This is a genomic window from Streptococcus sp. 2022WUSS037, assembly GCF_044427225.1.
Classification (GTDB): Bacteria; Bacillota; Bacilli; order Lactobacillales; family Streptococcaceae; genus Streptococcus.
In genome coordinates this window covers 26,620-41,191 of record NZ_JAOTGJ010000018.1, presented here as the reverse complement: position 1 = coordinate 41,191, position 14,572 = coordinate 26,620, and the positions used below count along the sequence as shown (strand labels likewise).

At 43.1% G+C, this 14,572-nt stretch carries 16 protein-coding genes; 2 read left to right on the top strand and 14 right to left on the bottom strand.

From position 1 onward, the window contains the following. The coding region (locus ODU55_RS07455) for an IS630 family transposase (protein WP_398582427.1) at positions 1 to 509 on the top strand (509 nt) is incomplete at its 5' end. A 108-nt stretch (positions 510 to 617) separates the two neighbouring features. Here ODU55_RS07455 and ODU55_RS07450 read toward each other — a convergent pair. Continuing rightward, the gene (locus tag ODU55_RS07450) at positions 618 to 1,361 is read right to left on the bottom strand and encodes a polyphosphate polymerase domain-containing protein (RefSeq protein WP_398582426.1); all 744 of its coding nucleotides are present in this window, start codon (positions 1,359 to 1,361) and stop codon (positions 618 to 620) included. A 194-nt stretch (positions 1,362 to 1,555) separates the two neighbouring features. Between ODU55_RS07450 and ODU55_RS07445 the strand changes: the two genes are divergently transcribed. Next, entirely contained in the window at positions 1,556 to 1,858 is a 303-nt protein-coding gene (locus ODU55_RS07445; RefSeq protein WP_398582425.1) for a hypothetical protein, read from the top strand. Between the two features lie 20 nt (positions 1,859 to 1,878). On the opposite strand, the gene ODU55_RS07440 is transcribed toward ODU55_RS07445, so the two are convergent. The 13 genes from ODU55_RS07440 to atpA all read right to left on the bottom strand — a co-directional run bounded on the left by ODU55_RS07440 (position 1,879) and on the right by atpA (position 14,570). Next, entirely contained in the window at positions 1,879 to 2,145 is a 267-nt protein-coding gene (locus ODU55_RS07440; protein ID WP_398582424.1) for a DUF2087 domain-containing protein, read from the bottom strand. Between the two features lie 4 nt (positions 2,146 to 2,149). Beyond that, a complete protein-coding gene (locus ODU55_RS07435) occupies positions 2,150 to 2,680 on the bottom strand; it encodes a hypothetical protein (RefSeq protein ID WP_398582423.1) in 531 nt (176 codons plus the stop codon). 48 nt (positions 2,681 to 2,728) lie between these two features. Beyond that, positions 2,729 to 5,128: a phenylalanine--tRNA ligase subunit beta gene (gene pheT / locus ODU55_RS07430; protein ID WP_398582422.1), complete on the bottom strand. Its 2,400-nt coding sequence runs from the start codon at positions 5,126 to 5,128 to the stop codon at positions 2,729 to 2,731. A gap of 1 nt (position 5,129) precedes the next feature. Continuing rightward, the gene (locus ODU55_RS07425) at positions 5,130 to 5,651 is read right to left on the bottom strand and encodes a GNAT family N-acetyltransferase (protein WP_398582428.1); all 522 of its coding nucleotides are present in this window, start codon (positions 5,649 to 5,651) and stop codon (positions 5,130 to 5,132) included. A 675-nt stretch (positions 5,652 to 6,326) separates the two neighbouring features. Beyond that, positions 6,327 to 7,370, bottom strand: coding sequence for a phenylalanine--tRNA ligase subunit alpha (pheS, locus tag ODU55_RS07420; protein WP_044671200.1), 1,044 nt, complete (start codon positions 7,368 to 7,370; stop codon positions 6,327 to 6,329). Between the two features lie 299 nt (positions 7,371 to 7,669). Then, positions 7,670 to 8,509 carry a DNA/RNA non-specific endonuclease gene (locus ODU55_RS07415; protein ID WP_398582421.1) on the bottom strand — a complete coding sequence of 280 codons (840 nt, stop codon included), beginning with the start codon at positions 8,507 to 8,509 and terminating at the stop codon, positions 7,670 to 7,672. A 29-nt stretch (positions 8,510 to 8,538) separates the two neighbouring features. Then, the gene (locus tag ODU55_RS07410) at positions 8,539 to 8,730 is read right to left on the bottom strand and encodes a DNA-directed RNA polymerase subunit beta (protein ID WP_398582420.1); all 192 of its coding nucleotides are present in this window, start codon (positions 8,728 to 8,730) and stop codon (positions 8,539 to 8,541) included. Continuing rightward, positions 8,723 to 10,006 carry a UDP-N-acetylglucosamine 1-carboxyvinyltransferase gene (gene murA, locus ODU55_RS07405; RefSeq protein WP_398582419.1) on the bottom strand — a complete coding sequence of 428 codons (1,284 nt, stop codon included), beginning with the start codon at positions 10,004 to 10,006 and terminating at the stop codon, positions 8,723 to 8,725. The genes ODU55_RS07410 and murA overlap by 8 nt, the downstream gene beginning before the upstream one ends. A 17-nt stretch (positions 10,007 to 10,023) precedes the next feature. Beyond that, positions 10,024 to 10,248: a DUF1146 family protein gene (locus ODU55_RS07400; RefSeq protein WP_398582418.1), complete on the bottom strand. Its 225-nt coding sequence runs from the start codon at positions 10,246 to 10,248 to the stop codon at positions 10,024 to 10,026. 59 nt (positions 10,249 to 10,307) lie between these two features. Then, positions 10,308 to 10,724 carry a F0F1 ATP synthase subunit epsilon gene (locus ODU55_RS07395; RefSeq protein WP_002936007.1) on the bottom strand — a complete coding sequence of 139 codons (417 nt, stop codon included), beginning with the start codon at positions 10,722 to 10,724 and terminating at the stop codon, positions 10,308 to 10,310. 9 nt (positions 10,725 to 10,733) lie between these two features. Further along, positions 10,734 to 12,140: a F0F1 ATP synthase subunit beta gene (gene atpD, locus ODU55_RS07390; RefSeq protein ID WP_398582417.1), complete on the bottom strand. Its 1,407-nt coding sequence runs from the start codon at positions 12,138 to 12,140 to the stop codon at positions 10,734 to 10,736. 19 nt (positions 12,141 to 12,159) lie between these two features. Continuing rightward, positions 12,160 to 13,038: a F0F1 ATP synthase subunit gamma gene (locus ODU55_RS07385; protein WP_002936012.1), complete on the bottom strand. Its 879-nt coding sequence runs from the start codon at positions 13,036 to 13,038 to the stop codon at positions 12,160 to 12,162. An 11-nt stretch (positions 13,039 to 13,049) separates the two neighbouring features. Continuing rightward, positions 13,050 to 14,570, bottom strand: a complete 1,521-nt coding sequence (gene atpA, locus ODU55_RS07380) for a F0F1 ATP synthase subunit alpha (protein WP_032497571.1) — start codon at positions 14,568 to 14,570, stop codon at positions 13,050 to 13,052. Between the last annotated feature and the right edge of the window lie 2 nt (positions 14,571 to 14,572).

Sequence of the window (14,572 nt, the reverse complement as noted above, 5' to 3'; positions counted from 1 at the left end):
CTGAAAAAGTAGACTTGTTCCTTAAAGAGTTTAATAACTTAAGCCATCTGACTCCTGTTTATATTGATGAGACAGGGTTTGAGACATATTTTCATCGAGAATATGGTCGCTCTTTGAAAGGTCAGTTAATAAAAGGTCAGGTCTCTGGAAGAAGATATCAGCGGCTATCTTTGGTTGCAGGTCTCATAAATGGTGAGCTTATAGCTCCGATGACATACAAAGATACTATGACGAGTGACTTTTTCGAAGCTTGGTTCAAAACATTCTTGCTACCAACTTTAGATAAACCAGCTGTTATCATTATGGATAATGCAAGGTTTCATAGGATGAGTAAGCTAAGAGATTTATGCGAGGAGCAAGGACATAGACTTTTGCCCCTTCCTCCTTACTCACCTGAGTACAATCCCATCGAGAAAATCTGGGCTCACATCAAAAAACACCTCAGAAAAGTATTACCAAATTGCAATACTTTTCTTGAGGCACTTTTGTCCTACTCTTGTTTCAATTGACTATATTTGTACACAGCCGCATGTAGGATACCCATGGCTAGACTGACTCCAAAAACCATGGACATCTGCGCTAAGGTGATACTGCTATTGGCTGTTGAAAAAATGCTATTAAACAGCTGCATGTTGATTTACTTCCTCTCCGGTTATGTTGTGGGCAAGTTTATAGGCATTGCCATATTTTGAGAATGATTGTTTTTCAATTTGATATTTTTCAAGCAAGGCTACCAACCATTCTGGTCGCTCTTCAGGAACCTTTACTTCCATGATAACTTTTGTAGGATCCAAAAGGTCTTTACCAAACTTACCTTCCATGGCATCTACATCATAGTCGCGGTAGAGCAAATTCTTGTCAATTGTGAGTCGAACTTTTCTATCTTCAATCCCTTTATAGGAAACACGATCATAGTAAATATACATCTTCGGCTTAATAGTCCCGTAGCGTTCTCTCAATTGTTCCAATTCTGAGGTGACTTTTTCATCTTTAATAGTTGAATCAATCACTCCATTTTCAATATAATTTGTTACGGAAACTGGGTTTGAAGTTAAACGATATTTGTAACCAATTTTGTTTTCTTTTTTCTTGATTTCAAGGAAGGCCTGACTAGATTCAGATGGTTTGGAATCGTAAACACGCATGCGAATCTTCTCACGACCATTCTTTTTAGCAATAGAATCTTGAATCATATCGAAATCTTCATTATCGAAATATATATTTGTAATGGTTGACGTTGCAAACTCGTCTGAAACCATATGTTTCTGTAAATCTTTTTCAAGTAGTGCAAATGTTTCTTTATGAACGATGTATTTTGTTTCTTTACGCTTAAATTGTTTTTGTACGATTCTAGTTTTCATGTTTTTCCCTCTTTATCTCAAAACTTCTTAGCAGTTGCCTGCCTCATTTACAATACTTAGTTTACTGAATAACCTTTAAACGAAACTGAAAGTAATGTTAAACAAAACTTAAACTGCAATAAAGTTGAAATTCTTTTGTCACATTCCAAACTATGCTACAATAGTCCTATCAATAGTAAGGCAAGGAGAACCCCATGTACGAATTTGTCCTAGAATACGGCTCTTTCCCCGTAAAACTCATCGACGGTTTTGTCAACAATCGCTCAGAAATCCCTGATTTTCTCAAAGAAGACGAAGAAATGATTGCCCGATTGAATGAGATAAACGAACTCTTCCACCAACTTTTCTTAACCATCGAATGCAAGTTTGACTACATCGGCAAGCAATTCCCTGACAAAATTGAACAACTACGAGAACTCTATCATCCCCTGGCAGACGACCTGCTAGCCAAGTATGGAGAAGCTGTCGACTTGAAGATTGAACCTTTTATTTTGTAAGACAAAAGAGATGACCGCAATCATCTCTTTTCTTCTATTCTGTATTCCAAACCATACTGATCACGCGATAGATAACCATAATCCACCAAGTAGCGTCTCAATATAGCATAGTCATCATAAATCTCAGCTAGAAAGGCATTGACTTCTTTTTCGGTAAATATCGAGCCCTTCTTAGCCAAATCCTCTTGTAAATAAGCAAACAAGACCTGCTTACTTTTCAGCTTTTTCGGAATGACAAGCAACTTCCCTTCTCGGAAAAATTTTTCTTGAATGTCTTGGTGTGACATACTATCAATCTCCTCCTAAAAATATCATAACCTTTCGCCAAAACGAAAATTTTGCTTTATATTCAATCATATCTTGAAAACCATTGAAACCATTATAATGAAACGTATGCTCACCAATTTCACCAGTTGAAGTTTGCCAACTTACACGTAAATTAGGTATCCCACATGGTACCAAGGTATCAATAATAATCCCTGTACCAGATTGAATATTTTCTTTCTTTAGTATTCTCTTCTTTTTAAAGATATTCTTTTTTTCATTATAACTAAGCTCATAGAATTCAATTTTCTTCAAATCTACTCCTCTAGGAATTATTAAAAATTTTTCTCCACTTAGATTTCCTATTTTACACGTTTCATAATATCTAAGTTTTAATTCTTCTATTTGCTCATGTGTACGTAGCTGTAAGATATTAACATTATCTACAATATTTGATTTGTTAAAACTAATTTTTATTATCAAAATCAAGATTGCTAGAATTTGTAAAATTCTAAGTACCCAATCAATATAAACTTCAACGTTCTGAAAATTATCCATTATTACACCTATACCAAAAATCCTAGCCTGCAGACTAGGATTTACAAATTAACGAATTTCAGCACCAAGTGCTTCGAGCGACTTACTGATTTTCTCCATGTACTTAGCCACTTCTTCATCCGTCAGGCTGTCCGCAGGATTCTGGAAGGTCAGGTTGTAAGCCATAGATTTCTTACCAGCCTCAATATTGCTGCCAGCATAGACGTCAAAGAGGGTCACCTTAGTCAAGCGTTTGACGCCAGCACCGGCAATCGCATCCAAGACATCCTGATGTTTGACATCACTGCTCAAAAGCAGGGCAATATCACGGCTAACCGCTGGGAATTTGGAGATTTCGGTAAATGGCTGAGCAGGCTGGAGGGCTTCTTCAATCGCATCCAAATTGATTTCAGCCACATAAGTTTCAGGAATACCGTAATCCTTAGCCGTTTGAGGGTGTACCTGACCAACAAAGCCGATTACGTCTCCATTCAAATGGATTTCAGCTGTACGACCTGGGTGCAGGGCTGCAATCTCACTGGTCGCCACGAAGTCAACTGCCAACTTGTAGTGACCAAAGATAGCTTCCAAGATACCTTTGGCATGGAAGAAATCAACTGGTACTGCTGGTGTCTGGAAGTCCTTCTCAGCTACCAAGCCAGTCAAGACAAGGGCAAATTTATTGATTTCTTGTGGCAGGTCCTCTTTTGGATTGCCAGACTGTTCAAAGATTTTACCGATTTCGTAGAGGGCCAAGTTCTTGTTCTTACGAGCCACGTTGTAGGCTACCGTTTCCAGCATACCAGACACCATGTTCTGACGAAGGGCAGAGCGGTCAACAGTCATTGGCCACATGAGTTCGGTGACTGTGGTTGGACGAGCCGCAAACTCCACTGCCTTTTCAGGTGTTGTTAGGGCATAGGAGATGATTTCTGTCAGGCCTACACCTTCTGCCAGGCTACGCACTTGGCGACGGATGTTCTGGGTCAGGGTCAACTCACCCGCAGTTCCGTCCTCTTTCGGAAGAGTGGTCGGCAGATTATTATAGCCATAGATACGTGCGATTTCCTCTACCAAGTCTGCTGGGATGCGAATGTCCCAACGGCGACGCGGTACTGCGACTGTAAATTGACTTGCATCGCCAGTTGTTTCCATACCTAAACGACGGAAAATATCTGCGATTTGGTCATAGTCAAGGTTGGTCCCGAGCGAGCGGTTGACATAATCAATGGTCGCTGTGACTGGGACATCCGATGTGTCCACGCTGCCCGCAGAAACGATGCCAGACAAGACCTGACCGCCAGCTAGTTCTGCAATCATAGCTGCTGCTGTGTCCATAGCCTCCGTCAAGGTTGCCACGTTGATGCCTTTCTCAAAACGAGAAGAGGACTCTGAGCGAAGGTTGAGGCGACCTGAGGTCTTGCGGATAGACTTGCCGTCAAAAAGGGCAGCTTCCAGCACAACCATCTTAGAGTTGTTGTCAATCTCTGTGTTGGCACCACCCATGACACCACCGAGGGCAACCGCCTTGTCCGCAACGGAAATGACGATGTCGTCAGCAATCAAGTCACGCTCTTCGCCGTCAAGAGTTACCAAGTTTTCACCCTCTCTTGCCTGACGAGCCACGATTTTCTTGCCGTCAAACTTGTCAAAGTCAAAGGCGTGCATTGGCTGACCAAAGTAGAGCAAGATGTAGTTGGTGATGTCCACCACGTTGTTGAGCGGGCGGATACCTGCGTTCATGAGTAGGTTTTGCAACCACTGTGGGCTCGGTGCGATAGTCACATTTTCAATGACACGGGCCGTGTAGGCAGTCACATTGTCTGACTCAATGGCCACTTCAATCACATCGCTGGCCTTCTTGTCGCTTTCCTCCAAGACCACAGGCTTGAAGTTGACCTTGCTGTCATAGATAGCAGCCACTTCATGAGCCACGCCACGCATAGAGAGGGCGTCGGCACGGTTTGGCGTGATAGACAGCTCGATAATCTCGTCGTCGAGGTCCAGGTATGAAAAGACTGGCTCACCCACGACTGCATCTTCAGGAAGGTGGTAGATTCCGTCCGCATAGACTTTTGGCACAACTGAGTCGGACACGCCGATTTCGCTCAATGAGCAGAGCATCCCCAAGGACTCAACGCCGCGGATTTTGCCTTTCTTGATCTTGTAGTTGTCAGCGATACGAGCTCCTGGCAGAGCGACGATTACCTTGATGCCTGGCTTGACATTTGGAGCACCGCAAACGATTTGTGTAACTTCCTCACCAACATTGACCTGGCAGATGTTGAGGTGGGTATCTGGAATTGGCTCAGCAGACACAACCTGACCGACAACCAACTTAGACAAGCCAGCACTCTTTTGCTCAACACCTTCTACCTCAATCCCTGTTGTTGACATTTTTTCAGACAAGTCATGGCTTGTCGCATCAAAGTCAACGAGTTCTTTTAACCATTTGTAACTTACTAACATATTATCCTTTCTGGTGCAAAGGCCGTTTTAGTAGCCAATCCACATCTATCTTATCACCGACCGCAAATTCATGCTGGCCAAATTTTTCAAATCCATATTTTGCATAGAATTTCTGAGCCTTGTAATTGTGTTCCCAAACTCCCAGCCAGACCCAATCGCAGTTAGATTGCTCTGCTTTTTCCAAAGCAAATTCAAACAAGACCTTCCCAAGACCGCGACCTTGAAAAGCCTGCAAGAGATAGATACGCTGGATTTCAAAGGCATTTTCCAGCTCCTGCTCCGTCTGGGCAGGACCTTGGTTGAGCTTGAGATAACCAGCTATCTGATGATCAACTCTTAGAAAATAGTGCTGGCAGTTGGAATCCGATAACTCACTAGTCAAGACCTCCAAGGAATAAGCTTCCTCGAAGAAGTTTTCTAATTCTTCAGGGTCATTATCGTGAGCAAAGGTCTCGGCAAAAGTCTGCTTAGCCAGTTCCTGCAAAACGGAAACCTCTTCTAAACGTATAGGATCAATCTGCACTTTGGCACCTCCCTTTTCTATATATGCCTGGAAAGTCGCAGAATAGCGATTCCCACCTTCACTTACTCGTCCGTGGTTACGACGCTCTAAGGTTGAAAACGACATTTTTTCAACCTTAGAGCTAGTGAGACGATTAGGCAGTTCGCCATAGCGACTGCCGTCTCATAAATAGGTGCTTTAGCACCATTTATGAGTATCGGAGTCCGACGGTTTCTGGTTGAAAACGATACTTTTTCAACCTTAGAGCTAGTGAGACGATTAGACAGTTCGCCATAGCGACTGTCGTCTCATAAATAGGTGCTTCAGCACCATTTATGAGTATCGGATTACGACGGTTTAGAGTCGAAAACAACATATTTTTCAACCTTGAACCTAGTGAGAGGAGTAGGTAGACCACTAGAGCAGCTACCGTTTTTCACCTTAAACAACCTGACAAACTTACTAAATCACGACGGATTTCAAGCAAAACGATATTTTTATCTAGAAATCCTAGTAAGGTAGCTAGGAAAGTCGCAGAGCAGCGATTACCACACCTTAAATAGTGCGAGATTACGACGTTCTAAGGTTGAAAACGACATTTTTTCAACCTTAGAACTAGTGAGGGGAGTAGGTAGACCGCTAGAGCGGCTACCGTCCTGTTTCTAGATACTTTCAGTATCAGAAACAGGTCTCACATCAAAACTGCTCCGAGAATCGTACATCGCCTTGATAGAATCCACGAATATCGTTGATACCGTAGCGGAGCATAGCAATGCGTTCCTGACCAAGACCGAAGGCAAAGCCAGAGTACTTGGTTGAGTCAATGCCGCTCATTTCCAACACTTGCGGGTGGACCATACCGGCACCGAGGATTTCAATCCAGCCTGTTTTCTTACATACGTTACAGCCGTCACCACCGCACTTGAAGCAGGAAACATCCACCTCAACAGATGGCTCAGTGAATGGGAAGTATGATGGACGCAAGCGAATCTGACGCTCTTCACCAAACATTTTCTTGATGATCATTTCAAGCGTACCTTTGAGGTCACCCATGGATACATTTTCACCGACAACCAAGCCTTCAATCTGGTGGAACTGGTGGCTGTGGGTCGCATCGTCCGTATCACGACGGAAAACACGTCCTGGTGAAATCATCTTCAAGGCACCTTTTGAGAAATCATGCTGGTCCATGGTCCGTGCCTGAACAGGCGACGTATGAGTCCGCATAAGGATTTCTTCCGTGATATAGAAGGTATCCTGCATATCACGTGCTGGGTGGTCTTTTGGCAAATTCATGCGCTCAAAGTTGTAGTAATCTTTTTCCACTTCAAATCCGTCAACGATTTGGAAGCCCATGCCCAAGAAAATATCTTCGATTTCTTCAGAAGTCTGAGTCAAGACATGGCGTTTCCCGATCTTGACCTGACGACCTGGCAAGGTCACATCAATGGTTTCTGAAGCTAATTGCTGCTGAATTTTGGCTGCAGCAACCTTCTGAGCTGTTTCTTCAAAGGCAGCTGTCAGCACGTCACGTACTTCATTGACCTGCTTACCAACGATTGGTTTCATGTCGTTAGATAGGTCTTTCAAACCTTTCAACAAGTCAGTCAAGGACCCTTTTTTACCCAAAACCGCAACACGCAGGTCTTGTAGTTCTTTTTCTCCTTGGTGCTGGATTTCTTTTAACTTTTCAAGTGTAGTTTGGCTTAATTCAGCCAACTGTTGTTCAATGTTTGACATAATTCCTCCAATAAAAAAACGCATGACACCACTCGTATCGGAGCGTTGTCACGCGGTACCATCCGTTTTCATCTGCTAGGCAGACCTTAGTTCCATGAACCAGTATTCACAAGTGAAGTGTCGCACTGTGAATAAAAGTTCTAAGTCTTTGCGTGAGTGAATTCGACCAACTTTCACTGATTGAGCTTACAGTCACGGCTCAACTCCCTGGGCAGTTTCCATAGGTGTACTAGTCTCACAGACTTCTATTCAATTAGTTCTAGTTTAACAAAATATAAGCAATTTAGCAACTAATTTCTTTATTCATTTACCGTGATTTCCCCACTATTGTAGTTAATACTGAGTCCGCTCTGCACGTTTGGAACGAACACATTGAACTCTAAGCTACCATCAGAAGATTTAGCTTCGATTTGGCGGCCGACTGCGACTAAATCATTCTCTTGGGCATAGATCAGGGTTACACGGTAGCGGACACGTTTGTTCTTGTCTAGTGCTTTTCGTACCAAGGTTTCAAAATAGTTTTGCCCCGTCGAATCCTCAGCCCTTGCCTGATTGGCCCAAGCTGTTTGAACCGCGATATTTTTAGGATTACTAGTCGAAGCATCGTAGCCTTTTAAACCGCCAATCAAGGCATAGCCCAGCAGATGCCCTCTATCAATCGCATGATCATAGGCACCTTCCAAATCCTGCACCTGATACCAACCAGCCGGAGTCCATGATGTACTTCCGTTCCCCGTTTCGTTGCGGTCCCTGTACTGTCTCGTCGCCTTGGTCATCAGAGCATTTGCCACCGTTGGAACCGTTTCTCCCTGCACAGTCTTTGTCTTATTATCCGCATAGGGCTTACTTGTGACCGAAGCATCCAAATCGGTCTTATTACCGTTGATAATAAAGGCACCAGCGCCATTCCAATCAATCGAATTGCCCAGTTGTTTTTTTACATCTTCTGTCAATACCGAACTAGCCAGTTCCTGACTAGGTGTGCTCTCACTTGCCTTAGACTGATTGACATAATAGGAATAATCAGCAACGTTACTGCTCTTGTTATCACTTAAAAGATAGCCACCCGCTACTACAACAATCGTAGCCAATAAGCTGAGCAGACTCATTGCTTGTTTTTTTACATTTTTCTTCGCCATTTTCTCTCCATCAAAAAAGCAGGTCCAGCCTACTTTCCTGTAAATTTACCGATTAGTTCTTGCCACTTAGCTGGTGACAACACCGCAAATACATTGTCTCCATCTCCTATGACACCGTAACCAACCATTAATCCTAAAATAAACACCAAAATAGCAATCAACAAAACAACTGCTACTAAGATTAAATTTTTACCAACATAGCTAAGATTATCCTTATACATTTTCATATTCTCCACTCACACGTTCAATCGTTGCACCTAAAGCAGCTAATTTCTCATGAAAACGATAATAACCTCGATCTAAGTGCGTTAATTTACCTACAATCGTCTCACCTTCAGCAACCAAACCTGCCAAAATCAATGCAGCACTAGCTCGCAAATCAGTAGACATAACCTGAGCACCTTGCAGAGCTTGTCCTCCCGTGATGATAGCTGTATCTCGTAAAATTTCCGAATGCAAATCCATCCGACGCATTTCTTCCAAATGCTGGAAACGATTCTCAAATACCGTTTCAATCATGGTAGATTCACCCTTTGCAACTGCCATTAGAGCTGTAAATTGAGCCTGCATATCCGTTGGGAAGCCTGGGTGTGGCAAGGTTTTTACTGTTACGGGTTTGAGCTTGTCCACCTGTGAACGTACTCGAATCCCTTCAGCTTCTTCCGTCACCTCAACTCCCATTTCCAACATCTTAGAAATGAGTGGACGGTTGTGCTCCCAGACAGCATCCTTAACCAAGACATCGCCACCAGTCATTGCCGCTGCCACCATAAAGGTACCTGCTTCGATGCGGTCTTGCACCACTTGGTGTTCTGCTCCATGTAGTTGGTCCACACCAGTAATGGTAATGGTTTCTGTTCCTGCTCCCTTGACATTTGCCCCCATTTTGTTGAGGAAAATTGCCAGGTCAACGATTTCTGGTTCCCGCGCAGCATTCTCCAAAACAGTTGTACCCTGCGCCAGCGTTGCAGCCATCATCAAATTTTGCGTTGCCCCAACACTTGGGAAGTCCAGATAGATATGGGCGCCCTGCAAGTTCTCTGCACTTGCCTCAATATATCCAGCTCTTTGTTTAATTTTAGCCCCCATAGCTTGCAAACCTTTCAAATGCAAATCAATAGGACGGCTACCGATGGTACAACCACCTGGCATAGAAACCTTAGCATAGCCATTACGTGCCAAAATCGGACCAAGAATAACAATAGAAGCCCGCATCTGACTGACATATTTGTAAGGAGTTTCATTTCCAAGTTTGCCAGTTGCATCAATATCGATTGATTTGGTAGCTTCATCAAATTTAACCCGAACTCCCAAACCTCGAACCACATTATTCATGGTATAAACATCAGAAAGAATTGGTACCTGAGTCAATTTGGTTTGTCCTTGACTTGCTAGGACAGTCGCCGCCAACAAAGGTAGAACAGCATTCTTAGCTCCTTCGATTTCCACCTGACCTTTCAAGCCAGTTTTACTACCTGTAACAATAATTGTATCCATATATTACTCATTTCTATTTAAATATTAGCAAAAGAACGACCTACGACCAATAATTCCAAGAAAAATGTTGAAACCAAATATCCTAGAGCAATAGCTAGAAACAAGATTAGTAGGTTGATTTTGCGCTGATTTTCACCTGTTACTTTTAAAAAATTTGACCAATCAACTGTTGAAACTAACAGATGATAGCTCAAATAGATAAAAAGTAGATGACTAAAAAACTGTAAAATTGAAATTACCATGTTTCCATTATACCATGAAATTAAAAAATGGAACTGAACCAAGTTCAATTCCATATAGATTAATGTTTTCCAACACGAATACGATTTATCGCACGTTGGAGGGCGACTGTTGCACGCATCTCCATATCAATATTACGAGCAGTCTGTGCTTCTTCCAATTCACGTTCCGCGCGCAATTTGGCACGTTCCGCACGACTAATATCAATATCCCGTTCCCGCTCAGCGGAATCAGAAATGACCGTAATAATATCCTTGTTGACTTCAATGATTCCACCATTGACCGCAATCCAGTCTACATGGTTTTCATCATCCACACGACGCACCTTCATTTCACCGATTTCCAAAACTGCAATCAGTTCTTCATGTCCAGAATAGACACCCATCTCACCATCAACCGTTTTGACCAAAACAAATGCTGCATGATGGTCATATTTGATACCGTCTGGTGTTACGATTTGTACAGTCATTTGTCCCATAAGCCACCTCTAGAATTTCATTTTAGCAGCTTTAGCGACCACATCCTCAATTGAACCAACATTTCGGAAGGCATCTTCTGGTAGATGGTCGTGTTTGCCGTCCAAGATTTCCTTAAAGCCTTTCACCGTTTCAGCTACTGGCACATAAGAACCTGGCATACCTGTAAATTGCTCCGCAACATTGAAGTTTTGAGAGAGGAAGAATTGGATACGACGAGCGCGACCAACTAGGGTCTTCTCTTCATCTGACAATTCATCCATACCCAGGATGGCAATAATATCTTGCAATTCTTGGTAACGTTGAAGAACACGTTTTACTTCCATGGCCACTGCATAGTGCTCTTCACCAACGATTTGTGGAGAAAGCGCACGAGATGATGATGCCAATGGATCCACCGCAGGGTAGATACCAAGCTGAGTCAACTTACGTTCCAAGTTGGTAGTCGAGTCCAAGTGAGCGAAGGCAGTCGCTGGGGCAGGGTCAGTATAGTCATCCGCAGGTACGTAAATAGCCTGAATAGATGTAACAGAACCCTTCTTGGTTGAGGTAATACGCTCCTGCAATTGTCCCATCTCAGTTGCCAGTGTTGGCTGGTAACCAACGGCTGATGGCATACGACCCAAGAGGGCAGACACTTCTGAACCAGCCTGAGTGAAACGGAAGATGTTATCGATGAACAGAAGAACGTCCTGACCTTCTACATCACGGAAGTATTCCGCAATGGTCAAACCAGTAAGAGCAACACGCATACGGGCTCCTGGTGGCTCATTCATCTGACCAAATACCATGGCCGTTTTTTCAATAACACCTGATTCTTTCATTTCCCAGTAAAGATCGTTCCCTTCACGGGTACGCTCGCCAACTCCGGTAAACACAGAGATACCACCGTGTTCTTGGGCAATATTGTGAATCAATTCTTGGATAAGGACGGTTTTACCAACACCGGCACCACCGAAGAGACCAACCTTACCACCTTTTAGATAAGGTGCTAGGAGGTCGATAACCTTAATCCCGGTTTCCAAAATTTCGCTTGAAGTAGATAATTCGTCAAAAGCTGGAGCTTTCTTATGAATTGGCTCACGTTCAAAATCAGCAGGGAATAGCTCATCAAGGTCAATGGTCTCTCCCAAAACATTGAAGACACGACCTAAGGTTTCCTTACCAACTGGAACAGAGATAGGACGACCTGTATCGAGAACTTCCATCCCACGTGTCAATCCATCCGTTGATTCCATGGCAATGGTCCGTACAACGCCATCACCAAGTTCCAAAGCCACTTCAAGCACGACTTTTTGTTTGGAATCATCATTTTTATATACAACGAGTGCGTTGTTAATCTCAGGAAGTTTATCTTCTGCTGCAAACGCAACGTCTACAACTGGTCCGACAACCTGAGTAATTTTGCCTGAACTCATTCTATTTCCTCTATTTCTATTACTCAAGGGCTGAGGCACCAGCTACAATCTCAGTAATTTCCTGAGTAATCGCTGCCTGACGAGCCCTATTGTATTGGATTGTCAAATCGTTAATGACATTCTTAGCATTATCCGTCGCTGTCTGCATGGCTGTCATACCTGCTGCATTTTCAGCAGTTTTGGCATCCAAAATCGCTCCGTAAATAGTTGACTCAGCATACTGCGTCAAGAGTTGCTCCAGAATCACTTCACGGTTTGGCTCCAGTTCAAAAGTAGCTGTGTAGCCATCTGCTTCATTGTGGTCCAAATCTTCTACAGGAAGCATCTGTTGTACACGCACCTGACTGGTCAAACTATTGACATGGTGGTTATAACAAACATACAACTCATCAAAGAGTTCATTCTTGTACATCTCAACAGACTTAGAAATGATTTTTTGAACCTCTTCAAAGCTTGGGTTATCTGCTAAACCGCGCAATTCAAAGACAGGATTGATACCACGAGCACGGAAAAAATCTGCTCCCATACTACCAATAGCAATAATCTCATACTCATCTTTCGAGTCATGGTCCTGTTCAATCATCCCCATCACAGCCTTCAAGATACTGGAATTATATGAACCTTTTAGTCCACTGTCAGAGGTAATGACAATATAACCCGATTTTTGAACTGGACGGCGAATCAGCATTGGATTGCTTGTATCTGAAGCCATCAATTCTCCACGCAAGAGATCCGTTGTAATCTGACGAACCTTACTAGCGTAGATCTGAAAGGATTGCGCTAATTGCTCTGATTTGGCTAATTTAGAAGCCGAAACCATCTGCATGGCACCGGTGATTTGACTGGTTTTCTTAGTTGATGCAATTTTTGACTTGATTTCATTGAGAGAACCTGCCATCATTCACTCCTTTACTTAAAGACAGACTGGTCTTTGAAAGCTTGGATAGCAGCATTCAATTCATCTGTGTCAGGAAGATCTTTTGTTGTGCGAATAACATCCAAAAGACCATCGTAGTGCAAATCAAAATATGCGTACAGTTCTTCTTCAAATGCCAAAATGTCATCAATTGGCACTGAATCCAAGAAGCCATTTGTCAAAGCATACAAAATCAAAACCTGTTTTTCAACTGGAAGTGGCTTATGCAATGGTTGTTTCAACACTTCCACAGTCCGACGACCACGGTTAAGTTTGGCCTGAGTTGCTGCATCCAAATCCGAACCAAATTGAGTAAAGGCTTCTAATTCACGATAAGAAGCTAAGTCGATACGAAGGGTACCTGCAACCTTTTTCATGGCCTTAATCTGTGCAGAGCCACCTACACGAGATACAGAAGAACCCGCATCAATCGCTGGACGGATACCAGAGTTGAATAAATCGTCCTTCAAGAAGATTTGTCCATCCGTGATAGAAATCACGTTGGTCGCGATGTAAGCTGAAATATCCCCCGCTTGTGTTTCGATAAATGGTAGAGCCGTAATGGAGCCTCCCCCCAATTCATCTGAAACCTTTGCTGAACGCTCTAGCAAACGACTGTGCAAGTAGAATACATCCCCTGGATAGGCTTCACGACCCGGAGGACGACGAAGCAAGAGAGATAATTCACGGTAAGCTACCGCTTGTTTTGACAAATCATCATAAACAATCAAGACGTGTTTGCCTTCATACATGAACTCTTCTGCCATTGCAACACCAGCATAAGGAGCCAAGAAAAGCAATGGAGAGGGTTGTGAAGCAGATGCAGTTACTACGATTGTGTAATCCAAAGCACCATATTGACGAAGCGTTTCAACCTGAGTACGAACAGTTGACTCTTTTTGACCGATAGCCACATAGATACAAATCATGTCTTGGCCTTTTTGGTTGAGAATAGCATCAATAGCTACAGATGTCTTCCCTGTCTGACGGTCACCGATAATCAATTCACGTTGACCACGACCAATCGGAACCAAAGCGTCAATCGCCTTAAGACCAGTTTGAAGCGGTTCATTAACCGACTTACGTTGCATAACACCTGGTGCTGGATATTCAATCGGACGAGTCTTACTAGTACGAATTTCACCAAGACCATCCACAGGTTGACCAAGTGGGTTGATGACACGACCAATCAAAGCCGAACCAACTGGTACTTCCATAATTTTACCAGTACGACGAACAACTGACCCTTCACGAATATCGGTAAATTGTCCGAGAATGATGATACCAACATCGTTGGTTTCTAAGTTTTGTGCCATACCAATGGTGCCATTTTCAAATACCAAAAGCTCTCCACTCATGGCATTGTCAAGACCTTGCGCACGGGCGATACCGTCACCGATATAGGTTACGACACCAGTCTCTGTGTAGTCAAAGTCAGGCTGAAAGCCTTCAATTTGTTGTTTTAGTAAAGCGCTAATTTCTTGTGCATTAATCAAAAGAACACCACTTTCTATTT

Bases quoted from the DNA above. Each gene is read 5' to 3' on its own strand.
- murA (WP_398582419.1), bottom strand. From the start codon at position 10,006: ATGGATACAATTATTGTTACAGGTAGTAAAACTGGCTTGAAAGGTCAG.
- ODU55_RS07410 (WP_398582420.1), bottom strand. From the start codon at position 8,730: ATGTATAAGGATAATCTTAGCTATGTTGGTAAAAATTTAATCTTAGTA.
- pheT (WP_398582422.1), bottom strand. From the start codon at position 5,128: ATGTTAGTAAGTTACAAATGGTTAAAAGAACTCGTTGACTTTGATGCG.
- pheS (WP_044671200.1), bottom strand. From the start codon at position 7,370: ATGTCAAACATTGAACAACAGTTGGCTGAATTAAGCCAAACTACACTT.
- ODU55_RS07385 (WP_002936012.1), bottom strand. From the start codon at position 13,038: ATGGCAGGTTCTCTCAATGAAATCAAGTCAAAAATTGCATCAACTAAG.
- ODU55_RS07435 (WP_398582423.1), bottom strand. From the start codon at position 2,680: ATGGATAATTTTCAGAACGTTGAAGTTTATATTGATTGGGTACTTAGA.
- ODU55_RS07415 (WP_398582421.1), bottom strand. From the start codon at position 8,509: ATGGCGAAGAAAAATGTAAAAAAACAAGCAATGAGTCTGCTCAGCTTA.
- ODU55_RS07395 (WP_002936007.1), bottom strand. From the start codon at position 10,724: ATGGGACAAATGACTGTACAAATCGTAACACCAGACGGTATCAAATAT.
- ODU55_RS07445 (WP_398582425.1), top strand. From the start codon at position 1,556: ATGTACGAATTTGTCCTAGAATACGGCTCTTTCCCCGTAAAACTCATC.
- atpD (WP_398582417.1), bottom strand. From the start codon at position 12,140: ATGAGTTCAGGCAAAATTACTCAGGTTGTCGGACCAGTTGTAGACGTT.
- ODU55_RS07450 (WP_398582426.1), bottom strand. From the start codon at position 1,361: ATGAAAACTAGAATCGTACAAAAACAATTTAAGCGTAAAGAAACAAAA.
- ODU55_RS07440 (WP_398582424.1), bottom strand. From the start codon at position 2,145: ATGTCACACCAAGACATTCAAGAAAAATTTTTCCGAGAAGGGAAGTTG.
- ODU55_RS07400 (WP_398582418.1), bottom strand. From the start codon at position 10,248: ATGGTAATTTCAATTTTACAGTTTTTTAGTCATCTACTTTTTATCTAT.